Annotated in this window: 17 protein-coding genes; 10 read left to right on the top strand and 7 right to left on the bottom strand. The window is 52.9% G+C overall.

Annotated elements, in window-relative coordinates; translation table 11 throughout:
- Position 1: 1 nt before the first annotated feature.
- The 5 genes from L971_RS00440 to ybaK all read right to left on the bottom strand — a co-directional run bounded on the left by L971_RS00440 (position 2) and on the right by ybaK (position 3,752).
- The gene (locus L971_RS00440; RefSeq protein WP_024371827.1) at positions 2-1,069 is read right to left on the bottom strand and encodes a glycosyltransferase family 2 protein; all 1,068 of its coding nucleotides are present in this window, start codon (positions 1,067-1,069) and stop codon (positions 2-4) included.
- Complete coding sequence (locus L971_RS00435) at positions 1,066-1,764, bottom strand: lysophospholipid acyltransferase family protein (RefSeq protein WP_047373771.1); 699 nt, start codon at positions 1,762-1,764, stop codon at positions 1,066-1,068. The genes L971_RS00440 and L971_RS00435 overlap by 4 nt, the downstream gene beginning before the upstream one ends.
- Complete coding sequence (locus L971_RS00430) at positions 1,730-2,479, bottom strand: carotenoid biosynthesis protein (RefSeq protein ID WP_024371829.1); 750 nt, start codon at positions 2,477-2,479, stop codon at positions 1,730-1,732. The genes L971_RS00435 and L971_RS00430 overlap by 35 nt, the downstream gene beginning before the upstream one ends.
- A gap of 90 nt (positions 2,480-2,569) precedes the next feature.
- Entirely contained in the window at positions 2,570-3,268 is a 699-nt protein-coding gene (gene pssA / locus L971_RS00425; RefSeq protein ID WP_024371830.1) for a CDP-diacylglycerol--serine O-phosphatidyltransferase, read from the bottom strand.
- A 19-nt stretch (positions 3,269-3,287) separates the two neighbouring features.
- Positions 3,288-3,752, bottom strand: coding sequence for a Cys-tRNA(Pro) deacylase (ybaK, locus tag L971_RS00420; protein WP_024371831.1), 465 nt, complete (start codon positions 3,750-3,752; stop codon positions 3,288-3,290).
- A 154-nt stretch (positions 3,753-3,906) separates the two neighbouring features.
- Between ybaK and L971_RS00415 the strand changes: the two genes are divergently transcribed.
- Positions 3,907-4,644, top strand: a complete 738-nt coding sequence (locus L971_RS00415; protein WP_047373769.1) for an enoyl-CoA hydratase/isomerase family protein — start codon at positions 3,907-3,909, stop codon at positions 4,642-4,644.
- A 106-nt stretch (positions 4,645-4,750) separates the two neighbouring features.
- On the opposite strand, the gene L971_RS00410 is transcribed toward L971_RS00415, so the two are convergent.
- A complete protein-coding gene (locus L971_RS00410) occupies positions 4,751-6,109 on the bottom strand; it encodes an MATE family efflux transporter (protein WP_024371833.1) in 1,359 nt (452 codons plus the stop codon).
- A 156-nt stretch (positions 6,110-6,265) separates the two neighbouring features.
- On the bottom strand, positions 6,266-8,050 hold the full coding sequence (locus L971_RS00405; protein WP_047373767.1) for a glycoside hydrolase family 13 protein: 1,785 nt from the start codon (positions 8,048-8,050) through the stop codon (positions 6,266-6,268).
- Positions 8,051-8,422: 372 nt separating this feature from the next.
- Here L971_RS00405 and L971_RS00400 point away from each other — a divergent pair, with 372 nt between their 5' ends.
- From L971_RS00400 to L971_RS00355, 9 genes are all read left to right on the top strand, one after another.
- Complete coding sequence (locus L971_RS00400; protein WP_024371835.1) at positions 8,423-9,688, top strand: extracellular solute-binding protein; 1,266 nt, start codon at positions 8,423-8,425, stop codon at positions 9,686-9,688.
- Positions 9,689-9,793: 105 nt separating this feature from the next.
- On the top strand, positions 9,794-11,146 hold the full coding sequence (locus L971_RS00395; protein ID WP_024371836.1) for a carbohydrate ABC transporter permease: 1,353 nt from the start codon (positions 9,794-9,796) through the stop codon (positions 11,144-11,146).
- 1 nt (position 11,147) lies between these two features.
- Positions 11,148-11,981 carry a sugar ABC transporter permease gene (locus L971_RS00390; RefSeq protein ID WP_024371837.1) on the top strand — a complete coding sequence of 278 codons (834 nt, stop codon included), beginning with the start codon at positions 11,148-11,150 and terminating at the stop codon, positions 11,979-11,981.
- Between the two features lie 23 nt (positions 11,982-12,004).
- The gene (locus tag L971_RS00385) at positions 12,005-13,516 is read left to right on the top strand and encodes an alpha-amylase family glycosyl hydrolase (protein WP_047373764.1); all 1,512 of its coding nucleotides are present in this window, start codon (positions 12,005-12,007) and stop codon (positions 13,514-13,516) included.
- A 45-nt stretch (positions 13,517-13,561) separates the two neighbouring features.
- Positions 13,562-14,605, top strand: coding sequence for a LacI family DNA-binding transcriptional regulator (locus L971_RS00380; protein ID WP_024371839.1), 1,044 nt, complete (start codon positions 13,562-13,564; stop codon positions 14,603-14,605).
- Between the two features lie 224 nt (positions 14,606-14,829).
- Positions 14,830-15,795 carry a DUF2382 domain-containing protein gene (locus L971_RS00370; protein ID WP_024371840.1) on the top strand — a complete coding sequence of 322 codons (966 nt, stop codon included), beginning with the start codon at positions 14,830-14,832 and terminating at the stop codon, positions 15,793-15,795.
- Between the two features lie 81 nt (positions 15,796-15,876).
- Complete coding sequence (locus tag L971_RS14755) at positions 15,877-16,686, top strand: YsnF/AvaK domain-containing protein (RefSeq protein ID WP_052200198.1); 810 nt, start codon at positions 15,877-15,879, stop codon at positions 16,684-16,686.
- A complete protein-coding gene (locus L971_RS00360) occupies positions 16,686-17,093 on the top strand; it encodes a general stress protein (RefSeq protein WP_024371842.1) in 408 nt (135 codons plus the stop codon). The genes L971_RS14755 and L971_RS00360 overlap by 1 nt, the downstream gene beginning before the upstream one ends.
- Before the next feature lie 217 nt (positions 17,094-17,310).
- Positions 17,311-19,608: a glycoside hydrolase family 65 protein gene (locus L971_RS00355; RefSeq protein WP_024371843.1), complete on the top strand. Its 2,298-nt coding sequence runs from the start codon at positions 17,311-17,313 to the stop codon at positions 19,606-19,608.
- Positions 19,609-19,638 lie beyond the last annotated feature (30 nt).

Genomic DNA, 19,638 nt, shown 5'->3' with positions numbered 1-19,638 from the left:
TCTAAGGGTACATTCGGCCTTTCCATGTAATCGGTTGTCGTCTCCATTTTCGGATGACCGCGCTCGACAAGAGAGCCAAGTAAGCGATGAGGCTGAACGGATGGAGCCAAAAAAATCGTCCGCCGGATTTCAAGTCGATGGCGAGTCTGGCGAGGAGGACGAATAGCACCCCTCCGAGCGATAGGAGATCCGGTCGGAAGAGGAGCGCAACAAACGCTGACAACTGGATACCGTAATACATAAAGAAATAAAGGGCGATGCCCACTGATTCATTCATTCCCTTGAATACGTTTTTTGAAAACCCGTTCCACACTTCTTCATTCGTCGCATACATGTCACACGTGATGTAAGGCGACACTTGGACGAGTGATGTCACTTTTTTTCGGCGTTTGAACTCCCGGCATAGGTCGATATCATCGATCAACGAGTCGTGGATCGAGGCGTGGCCGCCGACGTCGTCATAACTCTTCCGTTCGACAAGGACGTTCATCCCGTTCGCGGCCGCGAAAGCGGGGTGACGCACTTTTCGCCAAAACAGCGGCAAGTGTTGGGCGATCAAGACGTGTTGCATCGGGATGAGCAGTTTGCCGAGCCAAGTCGGAGTCGGGAAGCGAGGGAAGCCGGACAAGAAGACGGCCTGTTCGCGGATGAGCGTCCCGTGCATGCGGCCGATGAACGAGCGGTCGATCGTCACGTCGGCATCGAGGAAGAGAAGAAACGGTTCGGCCGTCCGTGACGCGAGCTGGTGACAGGCGTGCACTTTGCCGGCCCAGCCTTTCGGGAGCGGGACACCGCGGAAGATAGTGAAGCGTTCGTCGTTATCGATTTCACGGAGGAGCACCTCATACGTCTTGTCTTCCGAACGATCTTCGTATAAATAGACGTGACAACCTGCCGGCAGGGCCGCTTTCAAACTTGCGATCAATTTCGGCACATTCCGCTCTTCGTTACGAAGCGGGATACAGACGGCGGTGGCCTGGGCGGACACCGGTGCTGTGAGCGGTCGTAAAAAAAGTAAGTTGACGAGCGTGAAGACGAGCATGAGCAGGGTGAGCGAGAAGATGATCATCGGCGTCCCCTCGCGATCTCGAGCAGACGCTCCGTCCAATCGGCGAGACTGCGCTTTGGCGGAAACAGTGCGACGTAGCGATCAGATTTTGAGATCACGTCAGCCCGCGTGTCGTCGTACAATCTTTCGAGCGCCTCGGCGAGCTCTTGTTTTTGTAGCCTGCGTGTATCCGAAACGACACGGTGGTTGCGAAACCGGACATAGACGACCGGTGCGGCGTGTGATTCGAACGCATAATAAATCGCGCATAGTCGCACGTCCGGTTTCGTGAGCAGCATCGTCGCCCCGGTGCCGATCTCGAGCGGACGATGTTCTTGAGGGTACTCACGTCCTTGTGGGAACATCCAGACCGACTTGCCGTCATTCAACAATGATCCGGCGTAGGCGAGTGACGCGCGGACGTCGGACAGTTTTCCTTTCTTAATCGAGAATGCACCTAAGTGGCGGAAGAATGGGAAACGGCGCAAGCCGTCCTCATCCATCAACACATGGACGTCATGACGTAAGTAATGTTCGTTCAACATCAATAAGATGAGCCCGTCCCACCACGAGCTGTGGGTCGCAAGGAATAAGCCAGGCGTCGGGACGTCATCGGCGCGCACGTAGACAGTATGGAAGAACGGACGGATTTGACGCTCTTTGACGAAAACGGAAAAGACATCATTGAACCATTTCTTTTTGTTCGCTTCGATCATGTCGGACCCTCCGTTCGATGAAGATGACCCCGGCCGTCACAATGCTGAGCGCGCCGATACCGTATAAGCCGGCATTCACCGCCGTGACACCGAACAAGGCGTGCAGCATGACGAACAAATAGCGTCCGTGCGTCAACAAGAGCGGTTCGGCCTCGACTTCATACCGATCGAGGAGCCAAGAAAAGATGAGTGACAAACCGAACCAACCGACAAAGTTTTGTGTCGGGATATCATAATATAAGCCATCGTTCGCCCATTCCCAATAGCCTTTCACGTTCGCCGCGACCGGATCGATCGCCATGTCGAGCCAGACGGCGAGGAACGGGACGAGCCAGAGCGTTCGGCGTTTGAAGTTGAGCAAGCGAGCGACGGCGAAGCTTGCCCCGATGACGGCGAGCCAAGCCGCGCCGATCGTGATCGGGACGCCGAAGACGGTCGGCCCGAACGCCTCCGCGTACAAATATTCACTGAACGGGAATCCCGTTTTGACGCCGAGCGTCTCGACGGCGATCGATCCGAAAAAGATGAACGGGACGATGTAGCGGGCGTGACGGACCCCGTCCGCAATGACCCAGCCCCCGATGGCACCGGCAAGCCATAAAAACACCGGGTTCGCCCATTCGAGCCAACTCGGGAGTAAATCGAAACCGACCAAGATGAGGCCGATCCCATACCAAACGACAAACCATTTCCAAATCCATGGATAAACTTTCATTTCATCACCTCTCTTACCATTCTAAAGAGGTTTCTACCTGGCGTCTAATGAATGCGTGCACAAAAAACGAGCTCCTGTTGTAGGAGCTCGTCAGTTTGCCATACTTTTTCGTTTTTTGACGAACGAGAAGGCGATGAACAGAACGTAGAACGGAACGGCGATGAACCAGAACGACGGCCATTCCTTCCATCTTGCGAAAATCATATACGTCAAGTAGACGAGGCTGACCGTGATGATGAACGAGTGGCGCGGCAACGGGACGTCTTTGAAACTCGGGATCCGCACGCGGCTGACCATGAGTAGAGCGAGGCCGGTGAAGAAGATTGGCGTGAGCAGTTCGCTGACGCGATCGCCGAACGTCGTAACGACGGCGAGGAGTCCGCCCGCAGCTGTGATCGGAACACCTGAGAAATAGCTTGCCGTCACGTTTGTCGCTGACAAGTTGAAGCGGGCCAAACGATACGCTCCGAATAACGGGAACAAGGCGGCGAAGAATAGGCCGTAGTTGCCGTAGTCGATGAAGAACGTGTAATAGGCGAGCAAGGCCGGAGCCACGCCGAACGTGACGACGTCGGCGAGTGAATCGAGTTCTTTCCCGAAGTCGCCCGCCACCCCAAGCATGCGGGCGAGCCGACCGTCGAGACTGTCGAGCATCATCGCGATGATGATCAAGAGCGTCGCGTTCGAGAAATCGCCCCGTGCGGCGTAAACGATGGCGATGACGCCGCAAAATAAGTTACCGAACGTAAACGAGTTAGGAACCCAGGACCGGATTCTTTCTTTCCACATAATATTGCCTCCATCTTTTTCATTGAGTGAACCAGCGACCGTTCATGAAACGTAGCAGGTCGTCTGGGGTAAGTTCAAGTTGGGCGCCGCGTTTTCCGGCTGAGATGATGATCGTTTCTTTCTGTTTGGCACTTTCGTGCAAGAAGACCGGGAACGGTTTTTTCGACCCGATTGGTGACACGCCCCCGCGGATGTATCCGGTGAGCGCCTCGAGTTCCTTCATTGGGACCGGAGAGGCTTTCTTCGCTCCCCATGCTTTCGCCGCCGCTTTCAAGTCGACGTCCATATCCCCCGGGATGAGGAAGAAAGCGTGGCGCTTTTGTTCATTCTCGAGGCAAATCGTTTTATATAATTGGTTGAGAGGCTTGCCCATCGACGCGGCGACGTGACTGGCTGAGACGTCAGATGGATCCACGTCGTACGTATGGAACGTGAACGGGATCTTTCGTTGCTTCAATTGCCGAGCGGCGTTCGTCAGTTGCATCAAGCCCACCCTTTCCATGAATGACTCCTCTAAGAATAGCAAATAGTGGCAGTGTCGGGCAATCGAACTCGCAAAGTTTTCGTGACAGGAAGGAGACAGAATGGGGAATAGCGAAATGAACAGTGATTCATTTATTAAAAGGGGGACGTTGAACATGCAAACGATTCAAATCACGCGCCATAACGGGGTAGGCTGGCTCAAATGGAATCGGCCCGAAAAGTTGAACGCGTTAAACGAGACGCTTTTGAAGGAAGCGGCCGAGGCGATGCAGGATCTTGTGGCTGACGAGGACGTGCGCGTCATCGTGCTCGTTGGGGAAGGGCGGGCCTTCTCGTCCGGCCAAGACTTGACGATTGAGAGCGATGCCGATTACGGGACGTATTTAGAAGACGTGTACCATCCACTCGTACGTGCGCTCGCGTCATGCCCGAAACCGCTCATCGCCGGCATCCATGGGGTCGTCGCCGGTGCGGGGCTCAGTCTCGCGCTTGCCGCCGATGTGCGCATCGTGGCCCGTTCGACGAAATTCAGTTCGGCGTTCATTAAAATCGGGCTTGTCGCGGATGCGGGCGGACCGTATCACTTGAAGCGGTTGATGCGCCCTGACCTTGCCCTTAGCTGGATGTGGAGCGGGCGGACGATCGACGCGGAACAAGCGGAACGGTTCGGTCTCGTCACAGAGCTCGTCGAAGATGACGTCTACACGAAAGCGTTGACCGAGTACGCCGAGGCGCTCGCGAAACAATCGCCGGTCGCCGTTGAAGGAATGAAGGCGCTGTTCCGTGCCGAATCGTTCGAAGCGGGGCTCGAAGAAGAGATTCAGTGGCAACGAAAATGCGGACAGACCGACATCCATCGGCAAGCGATGCACGCCTTCTTGACGAAGAAGTAACACAATAGGCAGTCGGATTAGCAGAACGGTTTACCTCGCAAAAAATAAAAAAACCGCAGACAAATCTTGTCTGCAGCCGGAAGAGAGCGGATAGCCGCTCTCTTTTTTATGAAGTTGGTTTCGCTTCGAACTGGAACCCTTTCTGTTGCCACGTCCCGTACTTCCAGCGACGGAAGGCGAAGAAGCCGCGGAACCACTCGTCGAGTGAGAAGGCGAGCCAAATGCCGAGGATGCCGAGCCCCATTTGGAGGCCGAACACGTAGCTGAAGACGACGGCCACGCCCCACATCGAGGCGATCCCGATCATGACGGGGAACCGGACGTCGCCGACCGATTTGAGCGAGCCCATCAAGACGATGTTCATGGCACGGCCAGGCTCGAGGATGAGCGTCGCCCATAAAATCGGAATGCCGACTGCGATAATATCCGGGTTCGAGGTGAACAAGCCGAGCAACGACTTCCCGAAGACGGCGAGGCCGAGCGACGCGACGAGTGAAGAGAACATGGCGATCTTCAGCGTCCGGACGGCACGAGTGTAGGCTTCCTTGAACCGTTTCCCGCCGATGTCCCGGGCGATGAGCAACTGTGTCCCTTGTGCGATGGCGACAGTGAAGAGGAAAGCGAGCATCGACAAGTTCATGACGTACACACGGGCGGCCAGGGACGCTTCTCCCATCGTGGCGATGAACCCGGTGATGATGATTTGGGAGAACTGATATGACAAGTTCTCACCGGCGGACGGCACTCCGATTTGGAGGAGCGCCTTGATGTCGTCACCTTGCGGACGAATCAATTCTTTGATCGGGAAACGGAGCATGAGACGTCGTTTGACGATCCAGAACAAGAGCACCATCGCCGCGAAGCGGGCGATGACGATGGCCCAAGCGACACCAGCGACGCCGGTCACCGGCAGGCCGAACCAGCCCGTGACGGCAAGCATCGCCCCGATCGCCGTGATGACGTCGATGAGGAGCGTCGCGAGCATGGCATGTTTCGTCATACCGTGGCTACGCAACACGGCACTCAATGCCATGATGAGCGCTTCGGTGAAAAGGGACAGACCGACGATCTGTAAGAACAACAGACCGTGAGCGAACAGCTCGTCGGACAAACCGAAGAGACGAAGGAACGTCTCACCGAACAAGAAGACGACCGTCACCATGACGACGCCGAGCCACATGTTCAGGCTGACGGCGGAACGAGCGAAGTCCCGGCTCTTCTTCATCCGGCCGGCACCGATCGCTTGACCGATCAAAATGGTCGCTCCGACCGAGGTGACGCTGAAGACGATCAAGAAGACGTTCAACAGTTGGTTGGCGACCCCGACCGCGGAGGCGGCGGCATCGGAATAATGGGCGAGCATGAGCGTGGCGATGATCCCGGTCCCCATATGGAGCGCGAGCTCGATGAAAATCGGCCACGATATTTTAAATAAACTGAGCTGTTCGGTGTCTTTGTTCGGCATGTGTATTCTCCCTTGTTTCTACAATTCTCTCTATGAAATATTTACGATTTAAAATTCACAAATGTCATGTTACTCCTTTTGAAATGAAAAAGAAAGGGATTTGGTAAATTATTTTCAACAAAAAAAACACCCGCCGAAGCAGGTGTTTGAGGAATATCATTTCATCTTCAAAATCGCTGTTCCGTACGGGGCAAGTTCGACTTCGAGCGAGTTCAAATCGCGGTCGTTGAGCAAGTCGTAAGCGCTTCCTGTATGGCCGAGCGGGTTGAGTACCGACGTCGTGTCTGAGTTATTGAAGTATATCAAATACGTCTCGTCTTTCGTGCAACGCTCGATGATGAGGGCGTTGTCTTCGTCATCGACAAGGTTGAAGCGATACGTGCCTGAATTGGCAAGTACCGGGTGATCTTTACGCAGTTGAATCAATTTCTTCGTGAAACGGAACAACTCACGGTCTTCTTGTTCTTCGTCCCATGGCATGCAGCGGCGGCAGCCCGGGTCTTGTTCACCTTCGAGTCCGATCTCATCTCCATAGTAAATACATGGACTGCCCGTATACGTGAGCATCGATGTCATGAGGAGTTTGAACTTGCCTTTATGGCCTTTCGCCCGGGTGAGGGCACGCGGCGTGTCGTGAGAGTCGATCAAGTTAAACGTCACTTCGTTCACGTTCATCGTGTTCATCATCTCGACGCGCGTCAACTCGTCGCGGAACTGTGATGCCGTCGTCCGGTCGAGCGCGAAATAGTTCAAGCTCGCGTTCGTGAACGGGTAGTTCATGACCGCATCGAACTGATCGCCTTGAAGCCAAGGTTGGGCGTCATGCCAAATCTCACCGAGGATGTAGGCGTCCGGGTTCGCTTGTTTCACGGTGCGACGGAAGTCTCGCCAGAACGCGTGGTCGACTTCGTTGGCGACGTCTAGACGCCAGCCGTCAATGCCGAACTCCTCGACCCAATAACGGGCGACTTCTAATAAGTAAGCTTTGAGCGCAGGATGCTCGGTGTTGATTTTTGGCATATTCTTCTCGAACGCGAACGTGTCGTAGTTCGGCTTCGGCGTCGTCTCGATCGGGAAGTCGCGCAAGTAGAACCAATCCCGATACTCCGAGTGGGAACCGTTCTCGACGACGTCTTGGAACCACGGATGATGGTAACCGACATGGTTGAACACAGCGTCAAGCATGACTTTGATGCCATTCGCATGAAGCAAATCGACGAGTTCTTTAAATTTCTCTTTCGTCCCGAACTGAGGATCGATTTCCATATAATCGAGCGTATCGTACTTATGGTTCGTCGTCGCTTTAAAGATCGGGCAGAAATAAATACCGGTAATGCCAAGGTCGACGAGATGGTCGATATGGTCGATGACCCCTTGGAAATCCCCACCGAAGAAGTTTGTGATTGTCGGCTCGGTGCTGTTCCATGGAAGCGTCTCTTCTGGATTGAGCGACGGGTCACCATTTCCGAAGCGGTCCGGGAAGATTTGATACCATACCGTGTCTTTCACCCAAGACGGGGCGTGGAAGATGTCGATCGGGTTGATGAACGGGACACAAAAGTAGTAACCGGTATCGTCGAGCGGTTTGTCTTCGAACCAGCCTTTCTCTGTGAATACGGCCGTCTCATTACCGTCATGAAGACGGAAACCGTAGCGGAGACGACGGAAAGGAGGCTTGACGGCGATGAACCAATAGTCGTATTGGTCATCGTGGCCGATTTTTTCCATCGGTGTCTCGAACGTCCGCCAGAAGCTCGGCTTGTCCGGGTCGAAGTTCCACATGGCCGGATCTTCCGAGTGCCAGTCGTAAGGATCGTTCCAAATTAAGTCAACCGATTGGATATCATTTCTTTTTGTATGAAAACGAATGTGAATCGTCTCTCGGTCATACTTGTAAACGAAAGGGGACATGGCGCGATGGTAAATAGCTTCTTTGATCAAGTGAAATCGTTCCTTTCTCTATTGGGGATATAACCATTTTACACTGTCGATTCTGAAATGAAACAACAGTTGCGAAAACGTTTGCTCAAGCAAAGGTTAATAAAGCGTTTACATTTTGTCAATCGTACATCACGATAATTATTGAAGAAACGACGACAAAAAATTAAAAAAGAGATAAATGGGTTAACGGCAAGAAAAAATCCTAAAAAAAAGACTTGTAAAACGCTTACACAACTGTATAATAAAAATTGAGGTGAGGATGCAAACGTTTTCACTGAGCGACTGATTTCGTAGCGGAGTTGAATAAAATCAGTCGTTCAGCGCGGTTGCGCAAATCTGACCATACTAATTTCCTTGGGGAGGTTTTTCATCATGAAGATGAAAAAGATGGTAGCAGGACTTTCAACAGCAGTATTCGCATTCGGTGCACTTGCTGCATGTGGTGGCGGTACGGACAACGGTTCGACGAATGAAGGCGGTTCTTCTAGCGAGAACAAGCCAGAAAAAATCGTAATCTGGGAAGATATTGAAAAGTCGGAAACAACGAAAGAAGTTGCCAAAGCGTTTGAAGAAGAGCATGGCGTAAAAGTTGAAGTCGTCGAAGTACAGATGACAGACCAAAAAGACAAGCTCGCCCTTGATGGTCCGGCCGGTAAAGGTCCAGACATCGTCCTCGTACCGCATGACCAAATCGGAACGATCGCTGACCAAGGTCACTTGAATCCGCTTGCTGACGAAGGCGCACTCGATGCGTTCACAGATGCTTCGAAATCAGCTGTCATGTTCGATGGCCAAGCTTACGGTTACCCGAAATCAGTTGAAACACCAGTTCTCATGTTCAACAAGGACTTAGTATCTGAAGCACCTGCGACAATGGATGAGTTGTACGAGTTGTCGAACGATGTGAAAGGTGACGGCGAATACGGTTTCCTCGGTCTTTGGGATAACTTCTACTTCGCACACGGCGTCATCGCTGGCTTCGGCGGTTACGTATTCAAGGAAGATGGCGGCGCGCTCGACCCGGCTGACATCGGCTTGAACAACGAAGGCGCGGTTGAAGGATTCGAGTACATCGGCAAATGGTACCAAGAAGGTCTCTTCCCTAAAGGGTTGATCGGCGAGTCTGGTGGCCAAGCGATGGACCAACTCTTCACTGAGAAGAAAGCACACACAGTCATGAACGGACCATGGGCCGTAGCTGGTTACCAAGATGCCGGCGTCAACCTCGGAGCGTCTGCAATGCCGACACTTCCAAACGGTGAGCCAATCAAGACGTTCATGGGCGTGAAGACGTATGCGCTCTCTGCTTACACAGAGAACCAAGAGTGGGCTGAAATGTTCCTCGCAGAACTCACGAACGAAGAGAACGCATTGAAGATGTTTGAAGCTTACAACGAGATCCCACCAGTAGCTGCTCTTGAGACGAACGAGACAATCACGTCGAACGAAGTAGCGAAAGCGGTATTCGATCAAGCGACAAACGCGATCCCAATGCCTAACATTCCTGAAATGGGACAAGTTTGGGAGCCAATGGCACAAGCACTTCAGCTCGTTGCAACTGGCAAGCAAGATGCACAAAAATCAGCTGACGATGCTGTGAAAGTCATCGAGCAACAAATCCAAGCGAACAACCAATAAGGAACTGAAATGACGGGGTACGCCAACTGGCGTTCCCCCTCATTTTCTAGAATTGAGCAAACGCTTGCTCGATTGATTTGCTCAAATTGAAAGGAGAAATTGAGGATGGCTTCAATTCCGAAACCGAACACGCCGGATCAACGTCCGGACAAACCGACCAACCATGCCCGGAACGCCGCATTACTCTCGATCATTCCGGGAGCCGGACAGTTTTATAACAATCAACGTGCGAAAGCGATCGCTTTCTTTATCGTCATTATGTCTTATTTCGCAGTAAACTACGATCTCTTTTTCAAAGGCGCGGGCGCAGGACCTGGCGACCGTGGTGGCCTTTGGGGATTGATCACGCTTGGCGAAGTAGCAGGACCTCGTAACGACCACTCCATCTTCTTGATGGTAGAAGGTATTGTCGCATTAATCTTACTGTTCTTCGGGATTGCGTTTTACATCTGGAACATTCGTGACGCATACCGAGTCGGTCGCATTCGTGATCAGCACCTAAACGTGCCATCGTTCCAAGTGCAGCTTCGCAACTTACGTGACCACGGATTCCCATACTTGATGTTGATCCCGTCACTCATCTTGCTCGTCTTCACTGTCGTTTTACCGCTCATCTTCACGTTCTTGATTGCTTTCACGAACTACCGCTACAATAACGCACCACCGGCGAAACTCGTCGAGTGGATCGGATTCAGCAACTTCACGAGCATCTTCCAAATCGACATCTGGCGTGATACGTTCGTCAGCGTCCTCGGTTGGACGCTCGTCTGGACGGTCGCTTCAACGGTCGGTGTCATCGCGATCGGGATCTTCCTTGCGGTTCTGTTGAACCAAGAAGGACTCCGTTTCCGTCGCTTGTTCCGTTCGATTTTGATCTTGTCATGGGCCGTACCGGCGTTCATCACGATCTTGATTTTCCGTTCGATGTTCAACGAATCGTTCGGTGTGTTCAATACAACGATCCTCCCGGCGTTCGGGCTTGACCCGATCAGTTGGATGACGGACCCGACGGCGACGCGAAGCGCGCTCATCTTGATTCAGTGGTGGCTAGGCTTCCCGTTCATCATGACGCTCATGACGGGTGTGTTGCAGTCGATCCCGGGTGACTTGTATGAAGCCGCGACGATTGACGGCGCGAGTATTTTTGACAAGTTCCGCTTGATCACGTTGCCGATGCTCTTGTTCGCAACAGCACCGATTTTGATCACGCAGTTCACGTTCAACTTCAACAACTTCAACTTGATTTATCTCTTCAACGGTGGGGGACCAGCTGTGCCAGGACAGACGGCCGGCGGTACCGACATCTTGATCTCATGGATTTACAAATTGTCTCTCGGTGCCAACCCGCAATACGGACTTGCGGCTGCGATCACGCTCATCTTGTCATTCTTCATCATGACACTTGCCGTCATCCAGTTCCGTCGGACAAAATCTTTCAAAGACGAGGATATGATTTGATATGAAAAAACAAAAACGAATCAATCTGGCGCTCTCTTATGTCATCTTGACGTTGGCGTCGATCATCATCCTTTATCCGATGCTTTGGGTAGTGGGGACGTCGTTCAACCCGGGACGTACGATCACGTCGAAAATCATTCCGGACAATCCGACGCTCATTCACTATAAAAACTTGTTTGACTTAACGATTTCGGATTATAGTTTATGGTATGTGAATACATTGAAGATTGCCTTCATCACGATGGCACTCGCGGTCATTCTCGTTACGATCACCGGTTATGTATTCTCGCGTTATCGTTTCGTCGGACGGAAGAACTCGCTCATCTTGTTCCTCGTCTTGCAAATGGTGCCGCAATTCGTTGCCATCATCGCGATTTACGTGCTCCTGAACATGCTCGGTCTTCTTGACACGCATACGGCGCTCATCCTGCTGTACGCCGGCGGGGCGATTCCGATGAACACGTATCTCGCAAAAGGTTACTTCGATACGATTCCGAAAGAGCTCGATGAAGCCGCTCGGATGGATGGTGCCGGTCACCTTCGTATCTTCTGGCAAATTATTTTGCCGCTCGCGAAGCCGATTGTCGCAACGATCGCCCTGTTCAACTTCATGGGCCCGTTCAACGACTTTATCTTGGCATCGCTCGTCCTTCGTTCACCGGAGAAACAGACACTTGCGGTTGGTCTCTATAACATGATTTCTCGACAGTTCGACAACAACTTCACGTTGTTCGCGGCAGGCGCCGTCCTTTCGGCCCTCCCGATCGTACTCTTGTTCTTCATGTTCCAACGCTACTTCGTCTCGGGTCTCACTGCGGGTGGTACGAAAGGATAATACTCACTTAAGGGGGAAGCGATATGAGGCGAGGCGTCGTGCTCGTTCTCCTGTCGCTTCTTTTGTTTCCTACAACTGTCGGAGCGAAAGAAGCAGCAACATGGGAACAAGAACGCATGTACTTTATTATGGTCGACCGGTTCGTTGACGGAAATCCCGATAACAACGACCAAGTCGACAAAAATGACCCGAAAGCCTTCCATGGCGGAGATATTCGAGGCGTCATTGAAAAGCTCGATTACATCGAGTCGCTCGGTTTCACGTCCATCTGGTTGACGCCGGTGTTTGAGAATATGCCGGACGGCTACCACGGCTATTGGATTAAAGATTTTTATGAGATCGACCCGCAGTTCGGGACGAAAGAAGATTTACAGGAACTCGTCGACGAGGCGCATAAGCGAGACATGAAAGTCATCCTCGATTTCGTCGTCAACCACGTCGGCCCGGGTCATCCTTGGGTCGAAGAGAAGCCAGACTGGTTCCATGACGAGTTACCGATCGTTTTATGGAACGATCAAGAACAAGTCGAGACACATTGGCTCTTTGACTTGCCGGACTTTAAAACCGAAGACCCGGAAGTGAAAGACTACTTGATCGAGGCAGCGACGTACTGGATTGAAGAGACCGGCATCGACGGCTATCGCCTCGATACGGTCCGTCACGTCGACAAGCCGTTTTGGGAAGAATTTGTCGAAGCGGTCCGAGAAGTCGATCCTGACTTCTATTTGTTGGCTGAAGTGTTCGACCCGAATCCGCAGTATGTCGCCGAATATGATGACCTAGGCTTCAACAGCATCACGAACTTTACGTTTTATGACCGCGTCGCCAAGACGATGGCGCAAAAGCAGGCGAACGTCGACGAGATCGATGTCGCCGCAAGCTACGCTCAGACGTTCTTCAACGACCCGAACCAAATGGCGACGTTCCTCGACAACCATGACGTGGAACGATTCATGCATGTCGCTGAACGTGGCGGCGCCGAGTCGGCTGAACGCCGTTTACGACTCGGGTTGTTCGCCCTGTATGCGTCACCAGGCATGCCGATCGTCTTTCAAGGGACGGAGAATGCCCAAACAGGTGGCGCCGATCCGGCGAACCGCGACATGACCGATTTCCCTGGAAATGAGGACTTGCAAGCATACGTCGCGACGATGAACCGGATGCGCGCCGAATATCCGGTGTTCGCAACCGGTGAACAGCGAATGCTCGCGTCCGAAGACGGGATGGCCGTGTTCGAGCGCCGGAATGGCGATGATGTCGCCTTATATGCCATCAATATGAACGGAGAAGACAGAGAGATTCAATTCGAGGTAAGCGAAGTCGGTGAAGACACACGCCTTCGCGGTCTCCTGTTCTCACAACTCGTCACTGAAAAACGTGGCACGTTCACGATCAAACTTGCCGGTGAGAGCGCGAACGCCTACATCGTCGAGGAATCGGAAGTGAACATGTGGACGATTGGCCTGCTCGTCATCGCTATCCCAATCTTTTTGACGGGACTTGTGATGTGGAAGCGGCGCCGCAGCGCGAATTGATCGATGTCAGGGAACTTAGAACTAACGGAAGCAGGGGGGAGCACCATGCAAATCACGATTAAAGATGTCGCGAAACACGCCAACGTCGCACCGTCGACGGTGTCTCGCGTCATCGCGAACAGTCCACGGATCAGTCAAAAAACGAAAGAACGCGTGCGCAGTTCGATGGAGGAACTCGGGTACCATCCGAACATCCACGCGAGAAGTCTTGCCAACCGCTCGACGCAGTCGATTGGTCTCGTCATGCCGAGCGCGGCGACGAAAACGCTGCAAAACCCGTTTTTCCCGGAAGTGCTCCGCGGAATCAGCACGAAAGCGCATCAGAACGGCTACTCGCTCTACATGACGACAGGGGTCACCGAAGAAGAGGTGTTGTCGGGCGTCATCGAGATGGTACAAGGGCGTCGGGTCGACGGCGTCATCGTCCTCTATTCGCGCGAAGACGACAAAGTCGTTCAGTATTTACGTCAAACGAAATTCCCGTTCGTCGTGGTCGGGAAGCCGTTCGGGGACGCTTCGTCGATCACCTACGTCGATACGGACAATTACTTGGCCGGCCGGGAAGTGACGAAACATTTGTACAATCTCGGTCATCGTCGCATCGCCTTCATCGGCGGCTCGGATAAACTCGCCGTCACGCAAGACCGCCGCAACGGCTATGCGACGGCGCTCATGGAAGCCGGTATCCCGGTGCGTGAAGATTATATCGCCCGCGCCGAGTTCATGACAAAAGGCGGCGCGAAGGCCGTTCGCGAGTTGCTACACATTGAAGAACCGCCGACAGCCGTCGTCGTCAGCGATGACATGATGGCGCTCGGCGTCATCAGCACGCTCAGCGAGATGGGGCTAAAGATTCCTGAGGACGTCGCCGTCGTCAGCTTCAATAACGTCTACATCGCCGAACATTCGAATCCACCGCTCACATCGGTCGAGATCAACATCTTCGGCCTCGGGTTTGAGGCGACGAACTGCTTAATCGAACAGATCGGGGACAGTGCGCCGCCATACGGAAAACGCGTCATCGTGCCGCACTATCTCGTCGTCAGACAGTCGTGCGGACAAAAAAAGGCCGGACAACCGACTGAATAATTCGTAACCCTCTCGTCTTCGGATGAGAGGTTTTTTCATGCATATAATAGAAGGCGTTACAATCGGACAAAAGTCACAACGTTACAAACAGATTACAATCATGAAAGAAATGCATGAAACGGAGTTGCAAGGGAACACATACATTACCGGCAGGATGGTAGAACATAACGAATCAGCCCAGCCAATAACCAAAAAAATAAAGAATTTGAAAGGGAGATACAATCATGGATAACAAACGTTACGTAGGAACTTACTATCAGGAGTCAGAACTCGTGTCAAAAATTGATGAGCTCCGTGCTCAAGGTCATCGTGAAGAAGACTTGTACGTCGTTGTGAAAGATAAATCGAACCTTTCAATGGTTCGTGGCGAAACGGGTGCAGAAGTAAAAGAAACAAAAGCATCATGGCTTGATCGCTTCTTCGGAGTCGCGGACGGTGCAGACGAAGTTCGTCACACGTTCGACAAACTCGGCTTCTCAGAAGAAGAGACGGCACGCCACCATTCAGATATCGAGAACGGCGGCTTCGTCCTCTTGCTTGATACGGACGATGGTGTCCTCGATAACGGACGGAACGATACGTTCGAAGGACGTACGTCAGCAGGCTACGGTTCAGAAGGGAACGAGGCTGGAAACATGACGGCTCGTGACCCGATTGGTACAGGTGTCGGAGCAGCCGGAACAGGTCTTGACGCGACGGGATCGCATCATGACTCGACGCGTCACCACGACATGGACGAGGATATCCGTAACCGCACCGACTTGACGGACGAGCAGAAGTTGCAGTTGCATGAAGAACGTCTACAAGTGAACAAAGAGCGCGTCCAAACGGGCGAGGTTCGCGTCGAGAAAGACGTCGTCGAGCATGAAGAACGCATCGATGTCGAAGTCGAGCGTGACGAAGTGTATGTCGAGCGACGTCCAGTCGACGGTGACCGCGCCGCGACAGACCACTCGTTCGATGCGAAGAACGAACGTGACGAGATTCGTGTCCCTGTGACGGAAGAACGTGTCGATGTGACGAAGAAAGATGTCGTCGCGGAAGAGATCGTCGTCGGCAAAGAAAAAGTGAAGGATACTGAAACAGTACGGGAGACAGTCCGGAAGGAAGAAGCCCATATCGAGGGTGAAGATGACCTCCGCAAGCGTGACGGTGACCACACACGCCGTGACGACCGCGACCGCCTCTAATTTGACCAAGTACCTGAAGAAGGATGGTTCTCTCTAAAGGGACCATCCTTTTTTTACGACATACTTTAGGAGGAATGAGACATGAGACAAGCCATCATTTCTGAACTGTTCGACGATGCCACGGCGTTGCTCGCGCGGACGGTCGACTTGAAACGAGAAGGTTACGACGAAGGAGACATGTTCGTGCTCGTCAAACGTAAAGAGACGGGAGAGGCCGTGAAACGTCAATCGAATCTATACGTTCTCGTCGCCGACGACCCGCAGGCGATCGCTTCGCTCGTCACATCGAGCGAGCGTCCGGTCGAGCGATGGCTCGGCAGTATGCGCTTGACGCCTGAAAGACAGGAGACGTTCGCCCAGGCGATCGAGCAAGGAAAGTTGTTCCTCTACGTCGACGCGGAACAAGGCGAACGGCTCGAAGCAGCGACAGCGACCCGTCGAAAACAAGCGACAGACACCGAAGAACAAACGCTCGCCCTGCATGAGGAACGGCTCGACGTGAAGAAGCAAGCGGTCCAAACCGGTGAGCTCGTCGTGAACAAACGTGTCACCGAGACCGATCAAGAGATTGAAATCCCGATTCGGAGGGAACAGTTACACGTAGAGCGCAAAGACGGCTCGCTAGAAGAGATTGAAGACTATGACTTCGACCGACCGGGCATCCGGACGATCGACGAAGGCGATCACCTTCGGATTCAAGTCATCGAAGAGCGAGCGTTCATCGTCAAGCGACCTGTCGTCGTCGAGGAGATCATCGTGCATAAGCACGTGCGAGAAGACGTCGAAACGGTCACGGAGACGTTGCGCAAAGAAGAGATCGAGGTCCGGGAGGAAGGCGATGCCCGCATCGACATCGATTCATCACTTACAAAGCGAAAGGATGAGACATAATGAGCAGAAGACGATTTGTTGACACGTACCAAGACGAGGCGGCCCTCGTCTCGAAGATTGATCAGTTGAACCATGATGGCTATGACGAGAAGGACTTGTTCGTCGTCGTGCGAGACGAGGATAACGTATCGCTCGTCAAACGAAACACCGATGCGAAAGTGGAAGAGGCTTCAGCTTCATGGCTGCAAAAGTTTGCCGGCGTCGCTGAAGGCGAGCAAGAAGTGAAACGAGCGCTCCTCGACCTCGGACTCGCGGACGATGACGTGAACAAGGCGTACGGAGACATCATGAGCGGTGGTTATGCGCTCATTCTCGATGAACCGGATACCGGCTTCAACGACGGGGACAACCCGGCGTTTGAAGGGCATGAAGGCAATGCGGCGTTCGGCCGCGATCGCGACGTTTGATTTGGAACGGCTTCGGGGGAACTCGAAGCCGTTTTTGTCTGCCGTAAACTGTGAGGAAAAAAAGAAAGAAAAAGTTCTATGCAAACGATTGCATTCTTCGTTGAGTCGTGTAAAATGAGAGGTGAGATTGAAATACAGCGCTTTCATAGACAAACGGTTGCATGATTCCGTTGTCTATCGAGGAGTAGCCTTGTAGAGAAAAAGGAGTGGCAGACAGATGAAACGATTGTTTGCAGTCGATGAATGGAAAGTAACGGAAGAAGGGCTTCACCCGAAAGAGAACCGTCTCGCCGAATCGATCACCTCGCTCGGTAACGGGCATATGGGGATGCGAGGGAACTTCGAGGAAGATTACTCGAATGACACGCACCAAGGGTTTTATGTGGCAGGCGTCTATTACCCGGACAAAACGCGCGTCGGTTGGTGGAAGAACGGCTATCCGGAATACTTCGCAAAAGTGTTGAACGCAACAAACGTCATCGGACTTCGTGTTGCCATTAACGGGACAGCGGTCGACTTGGCGAAATGGGACGTGAAAGAATTCAAGCGCGAGCTCGATATGCAACGTGGCGTCCTCACGCGGACGTTCACATTGTTGAACGGGACGGAAGAGACGAAAGTGGAAGTCGTCCGTTTCTTCTCGATCGTCGATAAAGAAATCTTAGCGATTCGTTATAACGTCACGCCGATCAACTACGAGGCGAAAATCGAGTTTACGCCATACTTGGACGGTGACGTCGTCAACGAGGACTCGAACTATGATGAGAAGTTCTGGTTGCCAGTCGAACACGGTGTCGAAGAGCGTTTCGGTTTTGTCACGACGAAGACGAAAAAGCTCGATTGGCACGTGACGGCTTCGATGATCGCAGACGTCGAAGGCGCGCGCTGTGAAGTGCTCGAAGCGACCGACCTGTTCGTCGCGAACAAGTTCACGGTGACGGCGCCGGCCGGTGAAACGGCAACGGCGTATAAATACGTATCGGTCGTCACGAACCGTGACTACGAGATCGATGGACTGCAATCGGCAGGGATGCAACGCGTCGAGGCGGCGTTTGAAAAAGGATTCGAGACGCTGCTTGCCGAGCAGACCGACGCCTGGCTCGCGCGCTGGGAAGATGCTGACGTTCGCATTGATGGCGACGCCGAGGCGCAGCAAGGCATCCGCTTCAACATCTTCAATATGTATCAAACGTACACGGGTGAAGACTCACGTCTCAACATCGGACCGAAAGGGTTCACCGGTGAAAAGTATGGCGGTGCGACGTATTGGGATACAGAAGCGTATTGCCTCCACTTCTATTTAGCGACAGCCAAACCGGAAGTGTCATGGAACTTGCTCAAATATCGCCATAACCAATTGCCGCAAGCGAAAGAGAACTCGGTGAAAAACGTCGGGATGGAAGGTGCCCTCTATCCGATGGTGACGATGAACGGGGAAGAGTGCCACAACGAGTGGGAAATCACGCACGAAGAGATTCATCGGAACGGTGCGATCGCCCATGCGATTTTCAACTATACGAACTTCACGGGCGACAAGTCATACCTTGGCAAATACGGACTTGAAGTATTGGTCGAAATCTCGCGTTACTGGGCGAGCCGCGTCAACTTTGTGCCACACAAAGACGTGTATATGATCCTAGGCGTCACAGGTCCGAACGAATATGACAACAACGTCAACAACAACTGGTACACGAACTTGATCGCCGCGTGGACGCTCGAGTACACGCAAGAAGTATACAACTACTTGAAAGAAGCGGAGCCGGCTCGTCTTGACGAACTCGTGGCGACGCTTGGTCTATCGGATGAGGAGATCGCGAAGTGGAACGACATCCAAACGAAGATGTACTATCCGAAAGACGACCTCGTTCCTGACGTGTTCATGCAACAGGACGGCTTCATGGATAAAGAGCAGATCTTAGTGAAAGACCTCGATCCGAAACACTTGCCGCTCAACCAGAACTGGTCGTGGGACCGCATCCTCCGCTCGAACTTCATCAAACAGGCGGACGTGCTCCAAGGTCTCTATACGTTCAGCGACCGCTTCACGCTTGAGCAGAAACAGGCGAACTTCGACTTCTACGAACCGCGTACGGTCCATGAGTCGAGCCTATCGCCTTGCGTCTACTCGATCATTGCGGCCGAAGTCGGTTATGAGGACAAAGCGGTCGAACTATACCAACGTTCAGCCCGACTCGACCTCGACAACTATAACAACGACACAGAAGACGGCTTACACATCACGTCGATGGTCGGTTCGTGGATGTCGATCGTCCACGGCTTCGCCGGGATGCGCGCGCTCGACAATGAGCTAACGTTCAGCCCGATGATTCCGAAAGATTGGAACGGCTACTCGTTCAACATGCTCTGGCGCGGCCATCATTTGACGATCTCATCGACACGTGACCACGTGACGATCAAGCAGAACGGCGGTACAGCTGTCGACATCCGCGTCTACGGAAATGTCGTCACGGTACCGGCGAACGAAGCGGTGACTGTCGAAACGGTGAAAGCGTAATCAAATGTGTGCTCGCAACAAGTCGGCTTC

It is taken from the genome of Exiguobacterium sp. ZOR0005 (genome assembly GCF_000798975.1).
In the GTDB taxonomy this organism is placed as follows: domain Bacteria; phylum Bacillota; class Bacilli; order Exiguobacteriales; family Exiguobacteriaceae; genus Exiguobacterium; species Exiguobacterium aurantiacum.
The sequence above is the reverse complement of the archived record's forward strand: the minus strand, read 5'-3'. Positions and strand labels throughout refer to the sequence as shown.